This is a genomic window from Tepidiforma sp. (assembly GCF_026419595.1).
Classification (GTDB): domain Bacteria; phylum Chloroflexota; class Dehalococcoidia; order Tepidiformales; family Tepidiformaceae; genus Tepidiforma.
Genome location: NZ_JANZZD010000018.1, coordinates 41,342 through 55,417, shown reverse-complemented (window position 1 = coordinate 55,417; position 14,076 = coordinate 41,342). Strand labels below are relative to the sequence as shown.

At 68.8% G+C, this 14,076-nt stretch carries 11 protein-coding genes and 3 pseudogenes; 2 read left to right on the top strand and 12 right to left on the bottom strand.

The genetic code is table 11. From position 1 onward, the window contains the following. The 5 genes and pseudogenes from N2041_RS10335 to N2041_RS10315 all read right to left on the bottom strand — a co-directional run. Positions 1-734 (bottom strand): annotated as a pseudogene (locus N2041_RS10335) (hypothetical protein); the annotation flags it as partial. Positions 735-821: 87 nt separating this feature from the next. Beyond that, on the bottom strand, positions 822-1,430 hold the full coding sequence (locus tag N2041_RS10330) for a hypothetical protein (RefSeq protein WP_297678457.1): 609 nt from the start codon (positions 1,428-1,430) through the stop codon (positions 822-824). Next, positions 1,427-4,057 carry a bifunctional DNA primase/polymerase gene (locus N2041_RS10325; protein WP_297678455.1) on the bottom strand — a complete coding sequence of 877 codons (2,631 nt, stop codon included), beginning with the start codon at positions 4,055-4,057 and terminating at the stop codon, positions 1,427-1,429. Before N2041_RS10325 ends, N2041_RS10330 begins: the two co-directional genes overlap by 4 nt. Further along, on the bottom strand, positions 4,047-4,226 hold the full coding sequence (locus N2041_RS10320) for a helix-turn-helix domain-containing protein (RefSeq protein WP_297678453.1): 180 nt from the start codon (positions 4,224-4,226) through the stop codon (positions 4,047-4,049). The genes N2041_RS10325 and N2041_RS10320 overlap by 11 nt, the downstream gene beginning before the upstream one ends. Then, on the bottom strand, positions 4,226-4,411 hold the full coding sequence (locus tag N2041_RS10315) for a helix-turn-helix domain-containing protein (protein WP_297678451.1): 186 nt from the start codon (positions 4,409-4,411) through the stop codon (positions 4,226-4,228). Before N2041_RS10315 ends, N2041_RS10320 begins: the two co-directional genes overlap by 1 nt. Before the next feature lie 313 nt (positions 4,412-4,724). On the opposite strand from N2041_RS10315, the gene N2041_RS10310 reads away from it, so the two are divergent. Next, positions 4,725-5,450 (top strand): hypothetical protein, encoded by a 726-nt coding sequence (locus N2041_RS10310; RefSeq protein WP_297678449.1) that lies wholly within the window; start codon positions 4,725-4,727, stop codon positions 5,448-5,450. A gap of 820 nt (positions 5,451-6,270) precedes the next feature. On the opposite strand, the gene N2041_RS10305 is transcribed toward N2041_RS10310, so the two are convergent. After that, positions 6,271-6,840, bottom strand: a complete 570-nt coding sequence (locus tag N2041_RS10305) for a hypothetical protein (protein WP_297678447.1) — start codon at positions 6,838-6,840, stop codon at positions 6,271-6,273. A 401-nt stretch (positions 6,841-7,241) separates the two neighbouring features. Here N2041_RS10305 and N2041_RS14930 point away from each other — a divergent pair. Next, a pseudogene (locus N2041_RS14930) lies at positions 7,242-8,105 on the top strand (DEAD/DEAH box helicase); the annotation flags it as partial. Between the two features lie 537 nt (positions 8,106-8,642). Here the strand turns inward: N2041_RS14930 and N2041_RS14925 are convergent. From N2041_RS14925 to N2041_RS10275, 6 genes and pseudogenes are all read right to left on the bottom strand, one after another. Next, positions 8,643-8,903, bottom strand: a pseudogene (locus tag N2041_RS14925) (UvrD-helicase domain-containing protein); the annotation flags it as partial. Positions 8,904-9,868: 965 nt separating this feature from the next. Continuing rightward, positions 9,869-10,756: a flagellar hook-associated protein FlgL gene (gene flgL, locus N2041_RS10295; protein WP_297678443.1), complete on the bottom strand. Its 888-nt coding sequence runs from the start codon at positions 10,754-10,756 to the stop codon at positions 9,869-9,871. A gap of 5 nt (positions 10,757-10,761) precedes the next feature. Next, a complete protein-coding gene (gene flgK / locus N2041_RS10290; RefSeq protein ID WP_297678441.1) occupies positions 10,762-12,486 on the bottom strand; it encodes a flagellar hook-associated protein FlgK in 1,725 nt (574 codons plus the stop codon). Between the two features lie 9 nt (positions 12,487-12,495). After that, complete coding sequence (locus N2041_RS10285) at positions 12,496-12,975, bottom strand: flagellar protein FlgN (RefSeq protein ID WP_297678439.1); 480 nt, start codon at positions 12,973-12,975, stop codon at positions 12,496-12,498. Then, positions 12,972-13,289, bottom strand: a complete 318-nt coding sequence (gene flgM, locus N2041_RS10280) for a flagellar biosynthesis anti-sigma factor FlgM (protein WP_297678438.1) — start codon at positions 13,287-13,289, stop codon at positions 12,972-12,974. The genes N2041_RS10285 and flgM overlap by 4 nt, the downstream gene beginning before the upstream one ends. 20 nt (positions 13,290-13,309) lie before the next feature. Next, the gene (locus N2041_RS10275; RefSeq protein ID WP_297678436.1) at positions 13,310-14,065 is read right to left on the bottom strand and encodes a flagellar hook-basal body protein; all 756 of its coding nucleotides are present in this window, start codon (positions 14,063-14,065) and stop codon (positions 13,310-13,312) included. Positions 14,066-14,076: the final 11 nt, after the last annotated feature.

Sequence of the window (14,076 nt, the reverse complement as noted above, 5' to 3'; positions counted from 1 at the left end):
TCGACCCGGCCAATCTCCCTCCGGGCATCCTCGAGTGCACGGTTAATCAGGCTGCTGCCGGCCGAGTAGGCGGCGGCAAGGTCAGAAACCACAATGCAGACGTTGCGCTTTTTGCTTGCAGCCGTTAGGAGATTGGCAAAGGCCCGGGTGACGATATCTGCGACGGTGCCCTGGCCAATCGGCGTGGTGATGTACTCGTTGAAGTACGGCGGCATCTCATCGAGCAGGATGAGGACCGGCAGGTTGTCGCTGAAGAGCTGGAGCCAGTCCTCCTCTCCTGGCGCGCGAGGGCCGGATTCCCAGAAGTCCCTGAACTGGTCTGCCTTGCCCAGCTGGCGGGCGATGAGCCCCCAGAAGAACTCTTTAGGGCTATTGCGGCCGTTGAATGCGGCGACCCTGGCAGACTCGAAGTCTTCGATGTACCTGACATCCGGGATAACTAGTTTGCGGAGGTCCCGGTTGCGTGCCAGGAGGCCGAACGCGACCAGGAGATGCGTCTTGCCGCCGCCCATCGCCTGTTTGAGGTGGAACACTGAGTCGTTTGATTTTCCGGCCAGCCTGGCGATGCCCTCCGAGAGGAGGATGCGCATCCCCTCGGTTATGTACGTGCGCTCGAAGAACGCCTCGCCCGTACCCTCGTTGTTGATGAGCTGGTCGAGCTGCTCGACCTGATCACTTACGTGGATGTCGAGAGCTTTTTCCTGGAGCACGCACGCTTGCTTGACGGTCCTCATGTGTCACCACACCTCGGTTGTTGCCCGGGTCGCCAGAAAACCGGCGGCGCCCCGCCGGAGCAAGAGCCGTCTCCGGGCTACAGGGCCCTACGACAATGGGGCCCGATGGGGCACAGACGGGGATTTTACGCCCCGCGGGGCGTCAGGTGTTGTCGCGTTTGTGTCGCGGAAGGGTATGGCCGGCGCGGACTGGGGATTGGGCTGGACCGGCTGCCACAGCCCGAAGGGCCCAAGCCCCGGGTGGTAGTCGCGCACGAGCTCGGCCAGCGCGCGGCGGAGCTCGGCGCCGACGGCCGCCCGCCAGAGGATCGGGACGCGCTCGCCGTCTGGCTCGACGGCCACCATCAGCACGGCGTCGCTCCCCCGGTGGCGACGGCAGAGGTCGGCGACCGCCTGCGCGAACCGCTCCGCCGCCATAGAGTCGCCCTGCTCGCGCACGGTGAACCGGCAGCGCGGCAGGAGCCCGATGGCGAGCCCCAGGCGGACGAGGTGGCCGCCCGGGCGCGGCAGTGCGGCGAGCAGCGCGGCGACGGCGTCGCGGTGTGCGCGCAGCTCGGTGAGGAGAGCCGCCGCCTCGGGTGTGTCGGGCCAGGTGACGTGCACCTGCCCGTCATCGTCGAGGTCGAACCGGATGCCGGCCTGCAGGCAGCGGTCGATGAGCGCCCATACGTCCGCCGGCACGGATGCTGCGCTCACAGGACGCCCTCCCGCAGCCCGGCGGAGACGGCGGCCGCGCGGAGGTGCCAAACATTGCGCTGTGCGCCGCCCAGCGTCCGGCGCACGGTGGCCGTCTCCCGCCGCTGCTCGATTGAGGCGAGCAGCCCGGTATGGCGGAGCGCCCGGCTCATCGCGTGTCGCGTCGCGCCCAGCGATTCACCCGCCGGCGCGGCGGCCTGGGCGACACGGAGGGCGGCGTCCGGGTCGAAGTAGAGTTCAGCGCCGTCGAGCCAGCCAATGCAGGCGCCCTGCGGGCGCCATTCCCACCCGTCCCGGCCTGGCATCTGCCGCCAGCCCCAGGCGCCGGCGTCATCGAGCGGCGGTGTCCCCCCGTCACGATTGGCCACGTGGGCCAGCCCGCTCCCCAATGCGGAGCGGACGAGGTCGATGAACCGCCGCGCCGGGTCGCTCTCGCGCTGCGCGGCAGCCTGGGCGGCAGCGCCCTCGCTCCCGAGGGCTTCGACCGCCTGCGCCTTCAACCCGTCCGCCTCAGCACCTGCGACGGCGCCGGCTGCGACGGCGAACTCGAGGAAGGCACTGAGGGCAACCTCCAGGGCGGCCTGCGCCGCCGCCGTCCGGCCATGCCGACCGGTTGCGAGCTCGGCCATGCGCGCCTCCACGCACGCCCTGGCCGCGGTGCGGCGGGTATCCAGCTGCGGAGCAAGCCACGCGAGGTAGCCGGCCATGGCACGGGCGAAGACGCCGTCAGCCGCCAGCTGCTGGAGCTCCGTCAGCCGCTCGAGGTCGACGTCGTCCGGCTCGACCTCCACCACCCAGGTGCGGGCCCGCAGGCTGTGGCCGGGCGGAATATCTTCGCCGGTGCTGAGGACGAGGCAGCGCGGGGGGCGAGCGGCCCGCAGGCGGGCGTCCCGGGTGAGCCGCTGGCGCCCGGCGTGGTTGCCGGCGGCGCGCAGCAGCTGCTCCGCCTCCCGGTACAGCCGGCTGGCGTCCCCGGCCGAACCGGCCGGCACGAAGTCGTCGACCACGAGCAGGCAGTCCTTGGCGAGGAAGGCGAGCACCTCCAGGGCGTTCGCCGTCGACCGCCAGCTCGCGGGCAGGTGGCGGGCGTCCATGCCGGCTCCATAAAACCGCTGGGCAAGCGCCGCCAGCTCCGTCTTGCGGGCGCCGGTCGGCCCGGCGAGGTGGATTGCGAAGTCGGGTACGAGCAGCGGGGGAAGGATGGCCGCGGCAAGCAGCGGCACGGTAACGCGGTAGGGGGCCACTCCGAGCAGCTGCAGGGCGCCGCGGATGGCAGCCCGGAGCTCGTCGTTCCCGGGCGGCGCCGGCAGCACGAACCGCTCGAGCTCGGCGGGCAGGCGGACCTCCAGCCCTTCGGCGCCGATCGCGCCGCCGGCGTGGAGGAAAGCGTGCCGGCCATCGGCCTCCCGCCAGCCGAGGTGGGCGTAGACGTGCCGCCGGGCGATGCCCGTGCGGGATGAGATGGCCTGGATGGCGGCGCGCAGGTGGTCGCGTTTCGACGGGCCAGCCGCCACCTGGGCCTCGGGGCCGAGCTTCGCCACCGGCCAGCGCATCGCCTCGAACTCCTCCGCCCGCACCTCGGCCCGCACCGTGCGGCCGGCGACAATCGCCTCCAGCTCGAACTCCCGTACCTGCTCGGCGCCGTCGTCGACCGTCACGTCGGCCGTGATGCGGGCGGTGAAATTGGCCAGCTGTTCGACCACTTCCTCTCCCTCGCGCCCCCGCCGGCGCCGCCAGGTGCCCTGCCCGTCGGCGAAGTACTCCTCGCCCGCGCCGTCGGCTGCCGACAGCTCCGCCTCCGCCGGGCGGCCCGGCTCGTAGCGCGCAATGGACGCCGCGATGCTGCGGACCTCATCCTCGGGCAGCGGGGGGAGACAGCGTGTGGAGTTGACGGCCAGCAGCGTGGCAGCGATTTCCTCCGTCGACAGCCTGTCGTGACGCAGCTTGCCGGCCAGGCTGGCCAGGTAGGCGTTCCGCCGGCCTTCGTGCACCGGCTCGCCCTCCAGCTCGCGGTACAGGGGCGCCTTGCGGGCGCCGGCAGCCCCAAGGAGCCATGCCGGCGCCGGCGCCGGCGACAGGTGCTCGGTGCTGGCCTCCGCCATGTACGGCCGGCCGCTGGGGTGCACCGACGGAGGGGCGACCACGTAGCCATCGTCGCCCTTCAGGTCGACGCCCTCGGCCAGTTTCCGTGACGGCACGGGCCCGTCGATGGCGAAGTAGTAGTGCTGTCCGCCGCCGCCGGTGAGCACGGTCCAGGTCTCGGGGTAGCCGCCGTCGGTGGGCACGCCCCAGCCGCCGTGCTGGGCGAGCAGCCCCCTTAGGGCCTCGTCGCCGCCGTTGCGGGGGTCGATGTCCAGCACGACGAGCCCGGAGACCGCACCTGTGGCGATGCCGACGTTCGCCTTCGGCCACCGGCGCCACCACTCCTCGATTGTGTCGAGGTCGGTCGTCGCGTCCTTGACGCCGTGCTCGGTCAGCGGCTCCTTGCCGCGCGGCTTGAGCGGCAGCACAGCCCAGCCGCGGCGGGCGTAAGAGCGGGCGGCCTCGAAGAGCTCGCTGCCATAGGGGGCGCTTGCATCGCCGCCCCCTCGTCCGTCAGAGTGTGGGCGGCGGGGCTCATCGGCCATCGGGCGCTCCTCGCGCAAGGAGCTCCTCGAGGGCCGCGGCGGGGACCAGCCGCCGGCGCCCCACCTTGATGCTCCGCAGCTGGCCGGACTGGACGAGCTTGATGGCCAGCGTGCGGCCGATGCCGAGGGCCTGGGCGGCCTCGGGGATGGAGTACGCTTTCCGTTCCATCACCGCACCTCCGGGCCCTCGGCCTTCAGGCGGCGCTCAATGAGCGCCTCGACGTCAGCACGCAGCGCCATGCGGCGCCGCCCGACCTTGAATGACGGCAGCTCGCCCGTTCGGAGCAGCTCCTGAAGCTTCGACCGGGAACACCCCAGCATGCGGGCGGCTTCGTCTGCAGTGAGCGTTTCCAACGGAATCCTCCTTTCCCTCTGCGATGAGAGCTTCCAACGGAATCCACCTTGCAGATGCTGGTGGTTACGCCCTCAAGACTGCACGTGGTATCGTGACCCTGTGAAGACCCAAAACGGGACACGTAACCGGACAGCCCGCAGGTCGACCAAGGGCCAGTTACAGTTTGACCTGGCTGGTGTCCAGCCACGCCTGGTCCCCACGCTGCGGGACATCATGCTCATCCGGCAGGTTCCCGTTAGCGTTGAGCTAGTTGGAGACCAGCTCCGGTCCGTGTACGACCCTACCCAGCGTGGTTCCTACGATTCCACCGACGTGACCGGCTTGCTTGAGTCGTTCGCTGCAATTGAGACGGCTGAGGATGCCCGCTGGTTCGTGACCAGATACGGATGGCTGTGGCTTTGTCGCGAACACGGGATGCCTTCCTGCGCGCTCTGTTACGCTGCGCCTAGTAGCCGCTGGAGTGATCCAGACGAGGGCCCCGACGCGAAGGGCAGATCGACTTACTTGGAGCCGGTCAAGGGCTACCTGTTCTTGGCCAAGCTTGCCTGCGCGCTTATCCGTCTGGGTTCGAAGTTACGGAAAGGGGAACCTGAAGATAATCAAGACTGGGAGCTTGTCAGAGAATGGACCAGACACCGGCAGCGGGGATTTTCGTTGGAAATTAATTTTGATCAAAGGCAACTTAATGAAGTGAATGCGATGCTTAGGCGACAGATCATCGTCGATAGCATTGACGAATGGATCACAAGAGGTCATTTTTTGATTTCCTGTTCCCTAGATATAGGATGGATAAGGCGTGAGAGTCCGCCGCGGGTAAAGATAGCCACCGACACAATGGCGACCATAGGTCTACAACTCATGGCAACCATCGCTAACGGCAGCTTGGTGGAGTGTAGTGGTTGTCGAAAATTTTATAAGCGCACTGTGAGCAACAATCGAAAAAGAAAGCACTTCTGCAAACAGTGCGGAGAAAACGGAATGGCTGAGCGAATTCGAAAGCAAGAACAGCGCGCCCGGCGGCGCCTGCAGCCAAACTAGGCAGGGGACCGGAGAGCTCACCTACCGGCCCGACCGCGCCTACGCGCTGGCCACAGCCTTTGTCCGCACCCCCAGCAGCCTCTGAACGCCAATTGCAGTTCCCTCCGAGCCGCCGGGCTAGCCTACGCGACGTCGCCGGAGCCGCGAAAGCCGGCGCTCCCGTTGACTTTCCGGCTGGCCCGTGCCCATCAGGTGGTGCACCCCACCCACACCGGGACGGGGACCCTCGCACGAATCCCGGGCAGGAAGTCCCACTGACCGTCGTGACACCTGACCCACGGTCCGCCAGTAGCCGCTCGCAGCGCCTCCGGCCTGAGTTCAGCGACGCCCCAGCGATGACGGCGCCGCCCGCGAGGCCCAGGACCAAACCGGTCACGGCGAGATGGCCCGTCAGGACCTATCGGGCCCCAACGGGCAAGGGGAGGCTCCGCACGACACATGGCGCCTCCGCCCCGGGTCGCCCCACCGGTCCCCCGTGGCCCGGCCCGTGCGCTGCCTCCTGCCGCACCCTGTGCGCAATCGTCGTCGGCAGCGCCGCCCGAACGGCTCGACGGGTCGGCGGGAACAGCCCCGACCCCGGAGCCCATGCTCGGGATGCGGATGATGCGCGAGTGGCCCGCCCGCTCAGGCGTGGTCGCGCCGACCTTCGGCGCGGGCGCCCAGGCCCGCTGGTTCATTCCGTCGCGAGCTGGAGATTTGGGCCGGCAAAGTTCCAAACGGGGAGCAGCAATCCGGCTGGGCAGCGCTGCGATGACCGTCGAATGGCGAACGGCAGAGCAGGGTGAGTTTTCGCACTATAAAGCTTATGTAGCATCCAGATTCAAAAAGTGCGGCTTCCGGCCTCGCCTGTGTTGCCCGGAGCCGGGAGGGGAGGTGCGGAAGCGCGGCATTGACCGTCCCCCGCCGGAATGACCTCCGCCGGCCGCCAGCCTGCAAGAACCGCTTCCCACGGGTCGCGCTCCGGCACGCTCACATGCTTGGCGCCATTCGCCCGAATCCGCAGCAGGTGCGCAGCAGCACGGAACTCCCCCCGTGCCGCTGCCTGTTCGAGCACAGACTCCAGCCGCGCGGCCCCGATGTTCCGCGCAGCCTCGACCGCCAGGGCGAACGCCTCGTGTTCCGCGCACGTCCGGGCCAGCGTCGCCCGGCCAATCCCGGCCACACCGCACGCCGCCGCATCAGACAGCCCGCGCATCAGGGCAAGCAGGAGGGTGCGGGAGTTTCCAGCGGGCACCATCCCGAGCAAACCCGATACGACTGCCTCGGCGGCGGCGCTATCACCACCACATGCTGGCAGCGACAGCTCAACACCATGTGCAACTTCATCGACAGTCGGCGGCTCCCAACGCCCGGTGGCCACCAGGTCTTTGCCACTGCCCCAGACGTGCATGCCTTTATGGTAATTCGTGGGGGCAGCGCCGGGGGTAACAGCTGTGCCGGCGCCGGACTGGTGGGGCCCGCCCGGCGACCGGTCAGTCGCGCTCGAAGCCGAAGCTCGAGAACTCCAAGGTCCGGCGGTTTTTTGCACCTGGCTTGGCCTCCTCCTGTTGGGTCGGCTCGAAGCCGGCCTGCGCGCGACCCCGAAGGCGGGGTGGAGCCGGTCGGGAACGACGGGCTGAGCCAATGGAACAGAAAGGCCCTCAGATGCTGTCTTTTCTCCACGCAGCTCGCTGGCTTTCCCAGTCCATCGAGCCTACCCCGGCGGCTCGCTGGTGACCGCCCAATCGCGACAGCGTGGCGACACACGGCTCCCCTTGCTAGGCTCCTAGCCATCTGTCCCGGAGGTCAGAGGTGGCAGCGCTCGAGGAACTGAAGGTCGGTGCGCGCGTGGAAGGAATTGGCAGCAACGGCGCCGTGATCATTGTCCAGGTGCGCTGGCACGGTCCCAACACGGTAACGGTCTCCTTCCGCGATGAAGCCACCGGCCAGCCTGGGGAACGCCTCCTCTTCCGCTCCGAGGAACGACGGCTGCGTGTCCTCGAAGAGGGGCGCCCCTGGGCGTTCGATGCGGACGGCGAGCTGTTCCAGCTGGCGGCCGAGGCCAACCGGCTCCGCCTCGCCTACCTGTTCGACCCGCAGCTCGCCGTGCACATCTCTGCGGTGACTCCGCTGCCGCACCAGATCGCGGCCGTCTACGAGGAGATGCTCCCACGCCAGCCGCTCCGCTTCCTGCTCGCTGACGACCCCGGTGCGGGGAAAACGATCATGGCGGGACTCCTCATTCAGGAGCTCCGGCTGCGCGGCGACGTCGAGCGCTGCCTGATTGTTGCGCCTGCGAACCTGGGCGAGCAGTGGCTCGAGGAGATGGATGACAAGTTCGACCTGCCGTTCCGCCTCATCGGGCGGCAGGAGATCGAGACGGCACGCACCGGCAATCCGTTTGCCGAATCTGACCTCGTCATTAGCAGGATCGACCTGCTCAAGCAGGACGACATTAAACCGCTCCTCGAAGGGGCGCCCGACTGGGACCTCGTCATCGTGGACGAAGCGCACAAGATGAGCGCCTCGGTGGTGGGCGACGAGGTGAAAAAGACTGCCCGCTACCAGCTCGGCGAACTCCTCGGGCGGAAGACCCGCCACTACCTCCTGCTTACCGCGACGCCCCACCGGGGCAAGCCGGAGGATTTCGAACTGTTCCTCGCCCTGCTCGACGAGGACCGCTTCGCCGGGACAGTCCGCCAGGGCACCCGGGCGAACCCCCAGGACGTCATGCGCCGGATGCTGAAGGAGGAGCTCGTTGATTTCGACGGCCGCCCGCTCTTCCCTGAGCGGCGTGCATATACCGTGAACTACGAGCTCTCCGATGACGAGGTTCTGCTGTACGAAGAAGTGACCAACTACGTTCGGGAGCAGATGAACCGGGCGGAGCGGATGGCCGAGTCGGACGACCCGAACACCCGGCGCCGGGGCTCCATCCTCGGATTTGCGCTGACCGGCCTCCAGCGGCGCCTTGCCCTTCGGGTCATTGAGAAGGATCGTCAAGTCAGGGTTTCCTTCGCGAAGAGTTCCCAGCACGTCCAGGTACAGGCGGGATTCGACATGCTGTTTGAGGCCGACATCATAGAGGCCGGTCCGTCGTGGCGCGCGGTCGACGAAGAGTCGCGCCTGAACCTCGTTGAGCACGCTGAACTTGAAGTACTCGGGAACGCTCCCCTGCAGCAGCCCGAGGCAGTACCCGTGGATGGTGCCGACGTACATCTCGGCCATTCCCGGCACGTTCCCCCTCCGCTGGCGGACGCGAAGCGCAATTCGGTCCCTCAGCTCCGCGGCTGCCTTCTCCGTGAACGTGAACGCCACCACGCTGGCCGGGCCGGCTCCATTGGCAACGACCTCGGCTACCCGCGCTACGACCACCTCGGTCTTGCCTGACCCGGCGCACGCGATGATCTGGAGGTTCCGGTTGATAGTGCGGATCGCCTCTTGCTGCGACTTGGTATGCTCCGTAGTTTGCACCGGCCCCTCGAGTGGCGTGCAAGTTTAACCGCGGCCGCTCGACCCTGCATAGAGCGGACCGGCCCACCTATACGTTTTCGGCCCCGTCCGGCCGCCCGGACGCACGGTTGCCTCTCGGCGCCACTGAGCGCAGCTCGGAAGAGTGGCGAGGAGTGCAATGCTGTTTCCTAACGGTCGAACGACCGGCGGTACGCACGTTGGCGTTCTGTTTCCAAAGCTGGAACCTTCCAGGCGGCGCCCAAGCGCGAAGACCATTTTTGCGTCACAACGCGGACGCTGGGGCTCGACTCCGACTTCGAAGAGGAATAGGTAGCAGGGAGAGGGAAAAGTCCCCCGGGGTCCGGCCAGGCCCGCGCCGGGGCCGCCGATTTTTCGCGCGGTCACGATGACTCCTGCCGGGGCGCCCCCGGAGCCCGGCAGGCGACCTGAAATGGCCTTGACCCGGCAGAAAGCCCCGATTTCCCCCGCGGGCAGGGGGCGGCCGGGGGAACGGCACTGCATCGCGGCGAAGCGTTCACTGCATCGCAGCAAATGCACTGCGGCGAAGGCCAGGCGTGGCAGAACCGGGCAGCTCGTCCCGCATGGGCAGGCGCCGGCCGGCAGCAGGGGCCAGGCGCTCCCCTCCTGGCGCGATGTCGGGATTGTCGGGATTGCAGCTCCCGCCGGAACCAAAACCCGACCACACCCCGCGGCCTTCAGCGAACTACCACGGGCGCCCCCGGCAGCTCTCTGTCGGGTATGTCAGGTTTGTCGGGTTAGAGATAGGCACCTGTATATACGCCCCCCAGCGACGAGAGCGGGCTGGTACATATTTGGTACATATCCTCCCGCGACATTCGGCGTCCCCGAGTGGCCTTAGGCGGCCTCATCCAGATTCAGGACGTGCCATAACAAACGTCCGCGCATCAATGCCCCAGTACAAGGGGTACTAGCGGACGGGGCAGGAGGCCGGGGCCGGGGGCTGCTCAGCGGAGGTAGTTGAGCAGCGAGAGGTTCGAGGTGCGGCCGATGGCGCCGAGGGCGGCTTCGAGCGCGTTCTGGGCAGCGGTGAAGCGCACGATCGTCTCGGCGATGTCGATGTCTTCGACGCCGGCGCGGAGCTCCTGGAGGTTCGTATCGGTTTCGAGGGAGCGGTAGTTCGTCGCTTCGAAGCGGTTGAGGCGGGCGCCGACTTCGGCGCGGGCGTTGAGGACGCGCTCGAGGCCGGCATCGATGGCGGCGATAAAAGGGCGGATTTGCGCGCCGGGCGCGCCGGACTGGAGCGCGTCGCGCAGCTGGATCATCTGGTCGAAGAGGTTGCCGAAGACGCGGTCGCCGATGATGTTGACGGGCACGACGTCGCGGGCGGAGACGCGGCGGAGGCGTTCGCCGTAGTCGCCCTGCCAGGTGACGGCCGCGGGCGGGCTTCCGCCGACGGCGTAGGCGGGCGTGTTCGTCTGGTGGCCGCTGAAGATGTAGACGCCGCCGAAGCTGGTGTTGGCGACCTGGGCAAGCTGCTCGATCAGCTGGTTGACTTCGGCGGCGACGCCCTGCCGTTCGGCGGGGCCGAGGGTATCGTTGGCGGCCTGGACGGTGAGCTCGCGGGCGCGCTGGAGGAGGTCGGTGGCGCTGCTGAGGGCGGCCTCGGTGACGTTGAGGAAGGCGGTGCCGTTTTCGAGGTTGCGGCGCATCTGGGCTTCGAAGGCGATGGACTTGCGGTAGTCCATGGCGAGCGCTGCGCCGGAGGGGTCGTCGCTGGCGCGGTCGATGCGGCGGTTCGTGGCGAGCTGGCGCTGGACGCGGTCCATGCGCTCGGCGGCGGAGGTGAGGTAGGCAACCTGGTTCTGGACGCGGGCCTGGTCGCTGAGTCGCATGCGGGCTACCTCGTGACGCCGGTGCGGTTGATGAGGGTATCGAGCATGTCGTCGATGACGGTGATGACGCGCGCGGCGGCGTTGTAGGCGTGCTGGGCGGCCTGGAGGTTCGTGACCTCTTCATCGATGTTCACGCCGTGGGTGGCCTGGCGCATGGTGTCGAGGTGGTCGACGAGCAGGCCGGCGGACTGCTCCATGCCGAGGGCGCGGTTGACGTCGGCGCCGAGCACGGCGACGAGGTTGGCGTAAAAGCTGCCGGGGGCGACGTCGACGCGGATGGTGTCGTTGCCGGGTGCGGTGAGGTCGGCGACCTGCTGGGCGGCGGAGTAGGTGCCGCTCACGGCGACGTGGAGGGTGGCAACGACGTTGGAGCCGTTCATGAAGGTGATGGTGCCGCCGGGGCTGGAGATGGCGGCGGCGGTGTAGGTGCCGATAGGGTTGCCGTTGTACTGGAGCTCGAGCGTGCCGGAGGCGGGCGGATTTTCGACGATGGTGTAGTTGCCGGGCTGGAGGGAGCCGGCGACGGAGAGGCCGGTGAGCGTAACGCCCGCGGAGAGCGTCTCGCCGGTGACGAGATTGGCGGAGGGGATGCCTGCGGCCATGTTGGGCTGGAGTTCGAGGCCGGCGATGCGGAGGGCGATGCTGGCATCGCCGGGGGCGTTCGGATTGGCGGCGGTGGCGATCTGGTGCGGGTTGGCAGCGAGGACGGGGTTGAGCTGGATGTCGGCGGCGCCGGTCCCCTGCAGGAAGTCGAGCCCGGTCGTGTTATCGAGGCCGTAGCCCTGGCGGTGGATCGTGTTGACACCGTTGATGATGCCCATCGCGAAAGCATCGAGCTTGCGCATGAGGTCGGGCAGGGCCTGGTCGCGCGCATCGAGCACGCCCTTGAGCTTGCCGCCGTTGGCGACGACGTCGAAGCCGTCGACCTGCCAGGTGAGCTTCGTCATGGTGGGGTCGGCCGGGTCAGGGCCGGCGACGATGGTGCGGGCGGTGGTGCCGAAGACCAGCTCGTGGGAGCCGAGGTAGACGGAGACCTCGCCGGTCTGGGATTCGCTGTACTGGATGCTGGCGACCTCACTGAGTTTGTCGAGGAGGAGGTCGCGGCGGTCGCGGAGGTCGTTGGCGCGCTCGCCGTTGAGTTCGACCTGCTTGATCTGGAGGTTGAGGCCGGCGATTTCGCGGGCGTAGGCGTTGATTTCGTCGCCGAGGGCGGTCACCTGCTGGTTGAGGTTGCGGCGCTGGAGGTCGATCTCGGCGTGGGCGGCCTGGACGCGGAGGGTGAACGTCTGGGCTGCGTGGACGAGCGCGGTGCGCGCGGCGGAGGACTCGGGCTCGTTGGCGACGTCGTGCCAGGCGGCCCAGAAGCGGGCGAGCAGGGCCGAGAGGCCGTCATCCGAGGGGTCGTTGAAGACGGCTTCGGCGTTGCGGAGGGGGGTGGAGAAGGCGGAGTGCTGGCCGCGGGCGGAGAGGGCCTGACGCGCCTGGTAGTCCATGAAGGCATCGCGGATGCGGTGGACGTCGCGGGCGTCGACGCCGAAGCCGGCGCGGCCGAGGAGGCTGTCGCGGCTCGACCAGGCGGAGCCTTCGAGGCCGATGGGGCGCAGGAGGACGCGCTGGCGGGAGAAGCCGGGCGTCTGGGCGTTGGCGATGTTGTGGGCGGCGACGTCGACGGCGAGCTGGTGGGCCCGGAGGGCTTTGACGGCGGTATCGAGGCCGATGGAGAGGGCCATGGCTGTACCTCAGGCGGTCTTCGAGACGAAGCCGGAGCCCTCCTGCGGCGGGGCGGCCTGGCCGGTCGGGCTGTAGGTCGGGGAGGTATGGCCGGCGACGATGGCGGCCCAGCGGTCGCGGACGCGCATGGCGTTGAGCACGAGCCGGGCGTTGGCTTCCTGGACCTCGCGGAGTTCGAGGGCCCGGGCAGCGAGGCGTTCGCGGACGTCAGCGAACCCATGCACACCGAGGTTCTCGGCATGCGCGGCGAGGTCATCGAGGGCGTGGAAGGCGAGGCCGACGGTTCTGAGCAAATTCAAACGATCGCTTTCGCGGGCTTCGATGCGGCGGACGGCCTCGAGCATCTGCTGGCTGACGGCTTCGACGCGGGGGTAATCAGCGGCGATGAGGGCGCGCTGCTCTTCGCGCGCGAGGCCCACGAGGGCAGCGAGGAGCTGCTCTTCGTCGCGCAGGATGGCGAGGGCCTCGCGCAGGAGGGCGGCACTCATGCGAGGTCCCCGGCGATGCCGTCGGCGAGGAGGCGGGCGGCGATTTCGCGGGCGTTGGAGGAGTAGGTGCCGTTGGCGATGGCGGCCTTGAGGGCAGCGACCTTCTCGGCGCGGACGTCGCGGGCGTCGGCGACGGCGCGGGCGGCCTCGGCGATGACGCGGACGCGGGGGGAGAGGCTGAGGACGTCGTGGCTGCCGCGGGCTCCCGCCGCCTGGCCGCCCGAGGCGGCGCTGCCGGCCTGGCCGGCGCCGTTGGGGCCGCCCGTCGGGTTGAGGTGTGCGCCGCCGAGGTTGAGTCCGTCGATGCGTGCCATGGGATGCCTCCTGGCGGGTGCTAGCGGGTGATGCGGGTGGCGAGCTCGAGCATGGCGTCGCCGACGGCGAACGTCTTTGCGCAGGCGCTGTAGGCGCGCTGGGCGACGATCATGCTGACGAACTCCTGGGCCACATCGACATTGGAGCTTTCGAGGGTGCCGGGCCGCAATGGGGCGAATCCCTGATCGCCGGGGGTGCCGTACTCGGGTTCGCCGCTGTTGAGGGTCGGGCGGTAGAGGCCGCCGCCGAGGAGTTCGAGGCCCGCGGGATTGGCGAACCGGGCGAGCGGGAGGCGGGCGATCTGCTGGGGCTCGCCGTTCTCATCGGCGGCGATGAGGAAGCCGTTGGGGTCGAGGAAGGGGGCGGTGAAGCCTTCCGGCAGGCGGATGGGGTCGCCGTTGATGTCGGGGACGATACGGCCGGCGTAGTCCACGAGGGTCCCTTCGCCGTCGAGGAGGAAGCCGCCGTAGCGGGTGAAGAGGGCTTCGCCGCCGCCGCCCCGGACGATGAAGAAGGCGCCGTCTTCGAGGGCGGCGTGGAGCGGCGAGTCGCTCGCGAGGAGCGCGCCGGGCTGGAGGAGGAGGTCGCGCGTGGTGGTCGCGACGCCGAGCCGGGAGGTCTCGGGCGCCGGGTCGGGGTCGGGGAGGCCCTGGTGGAGCGCGCGGAAGGCCTTGAAGCCGCTGGTGTTGGCGTTGGCGAGGTTGTGGGCGACGGTATCGAGGACGTTCTGGTTGTGGATGAGGCCGCTGGCGGCGGCGCCGAGGATGGTGGGCACGGGGCGGGACC

Bases quoted from the DNA above. Each gene is read 5' to 3' on its own strand.
- N2041_RS10325 (WP_297678455.1), bottom strand. From the start codon at position 4,057: ATGGCCGATGAGCCCCGCCGCCCACACTCTGACGGACGAGGGGGCGGC.
- N2041_RS10320 (WP_297678453.1), bottom strand. From the start codon at position 4,226: ATGGAACGGAAAGCGTACTCCATCCCCGAGGCCGCCCAGGCCCTCGGC.
- N2041_RS10305 (WP_297678447.1), bottom strand. From the start codon at position 6,840: ATGCACGTCTGGGGCAGTGGCAAAGACCTGGTGGCCACCGGGCGTTGG.
- flgL (WP_297678443.1), bottom strand. From the start codon at position 10,756: ATGCGACTCAGCGACCAGGCCCGCGTCCAGAACCAGGTTGCCTACCTC.
- flgK (WP_297678441.1), bottom strand. From the start codon at position 12,486: ATGGCCCTCTCCATCGGCCTCGATACCGCCGTCAAAGCCCTCCGGGCC.
- N2041_RS10285 (WP_297678439.1), bottom strand. From the start codon at position 12,975: ATGAGTGCCGCCCTCCTGCGCGAGGCCCTCGCCATCCTGCGCGACGAA.
- flgM (WP_297678438.1), bottom strand. From the start codon at position 13,289: ATGGCACGCATCGACGGACTCAACCTCGGCGGCGCACACCTCAACCCG.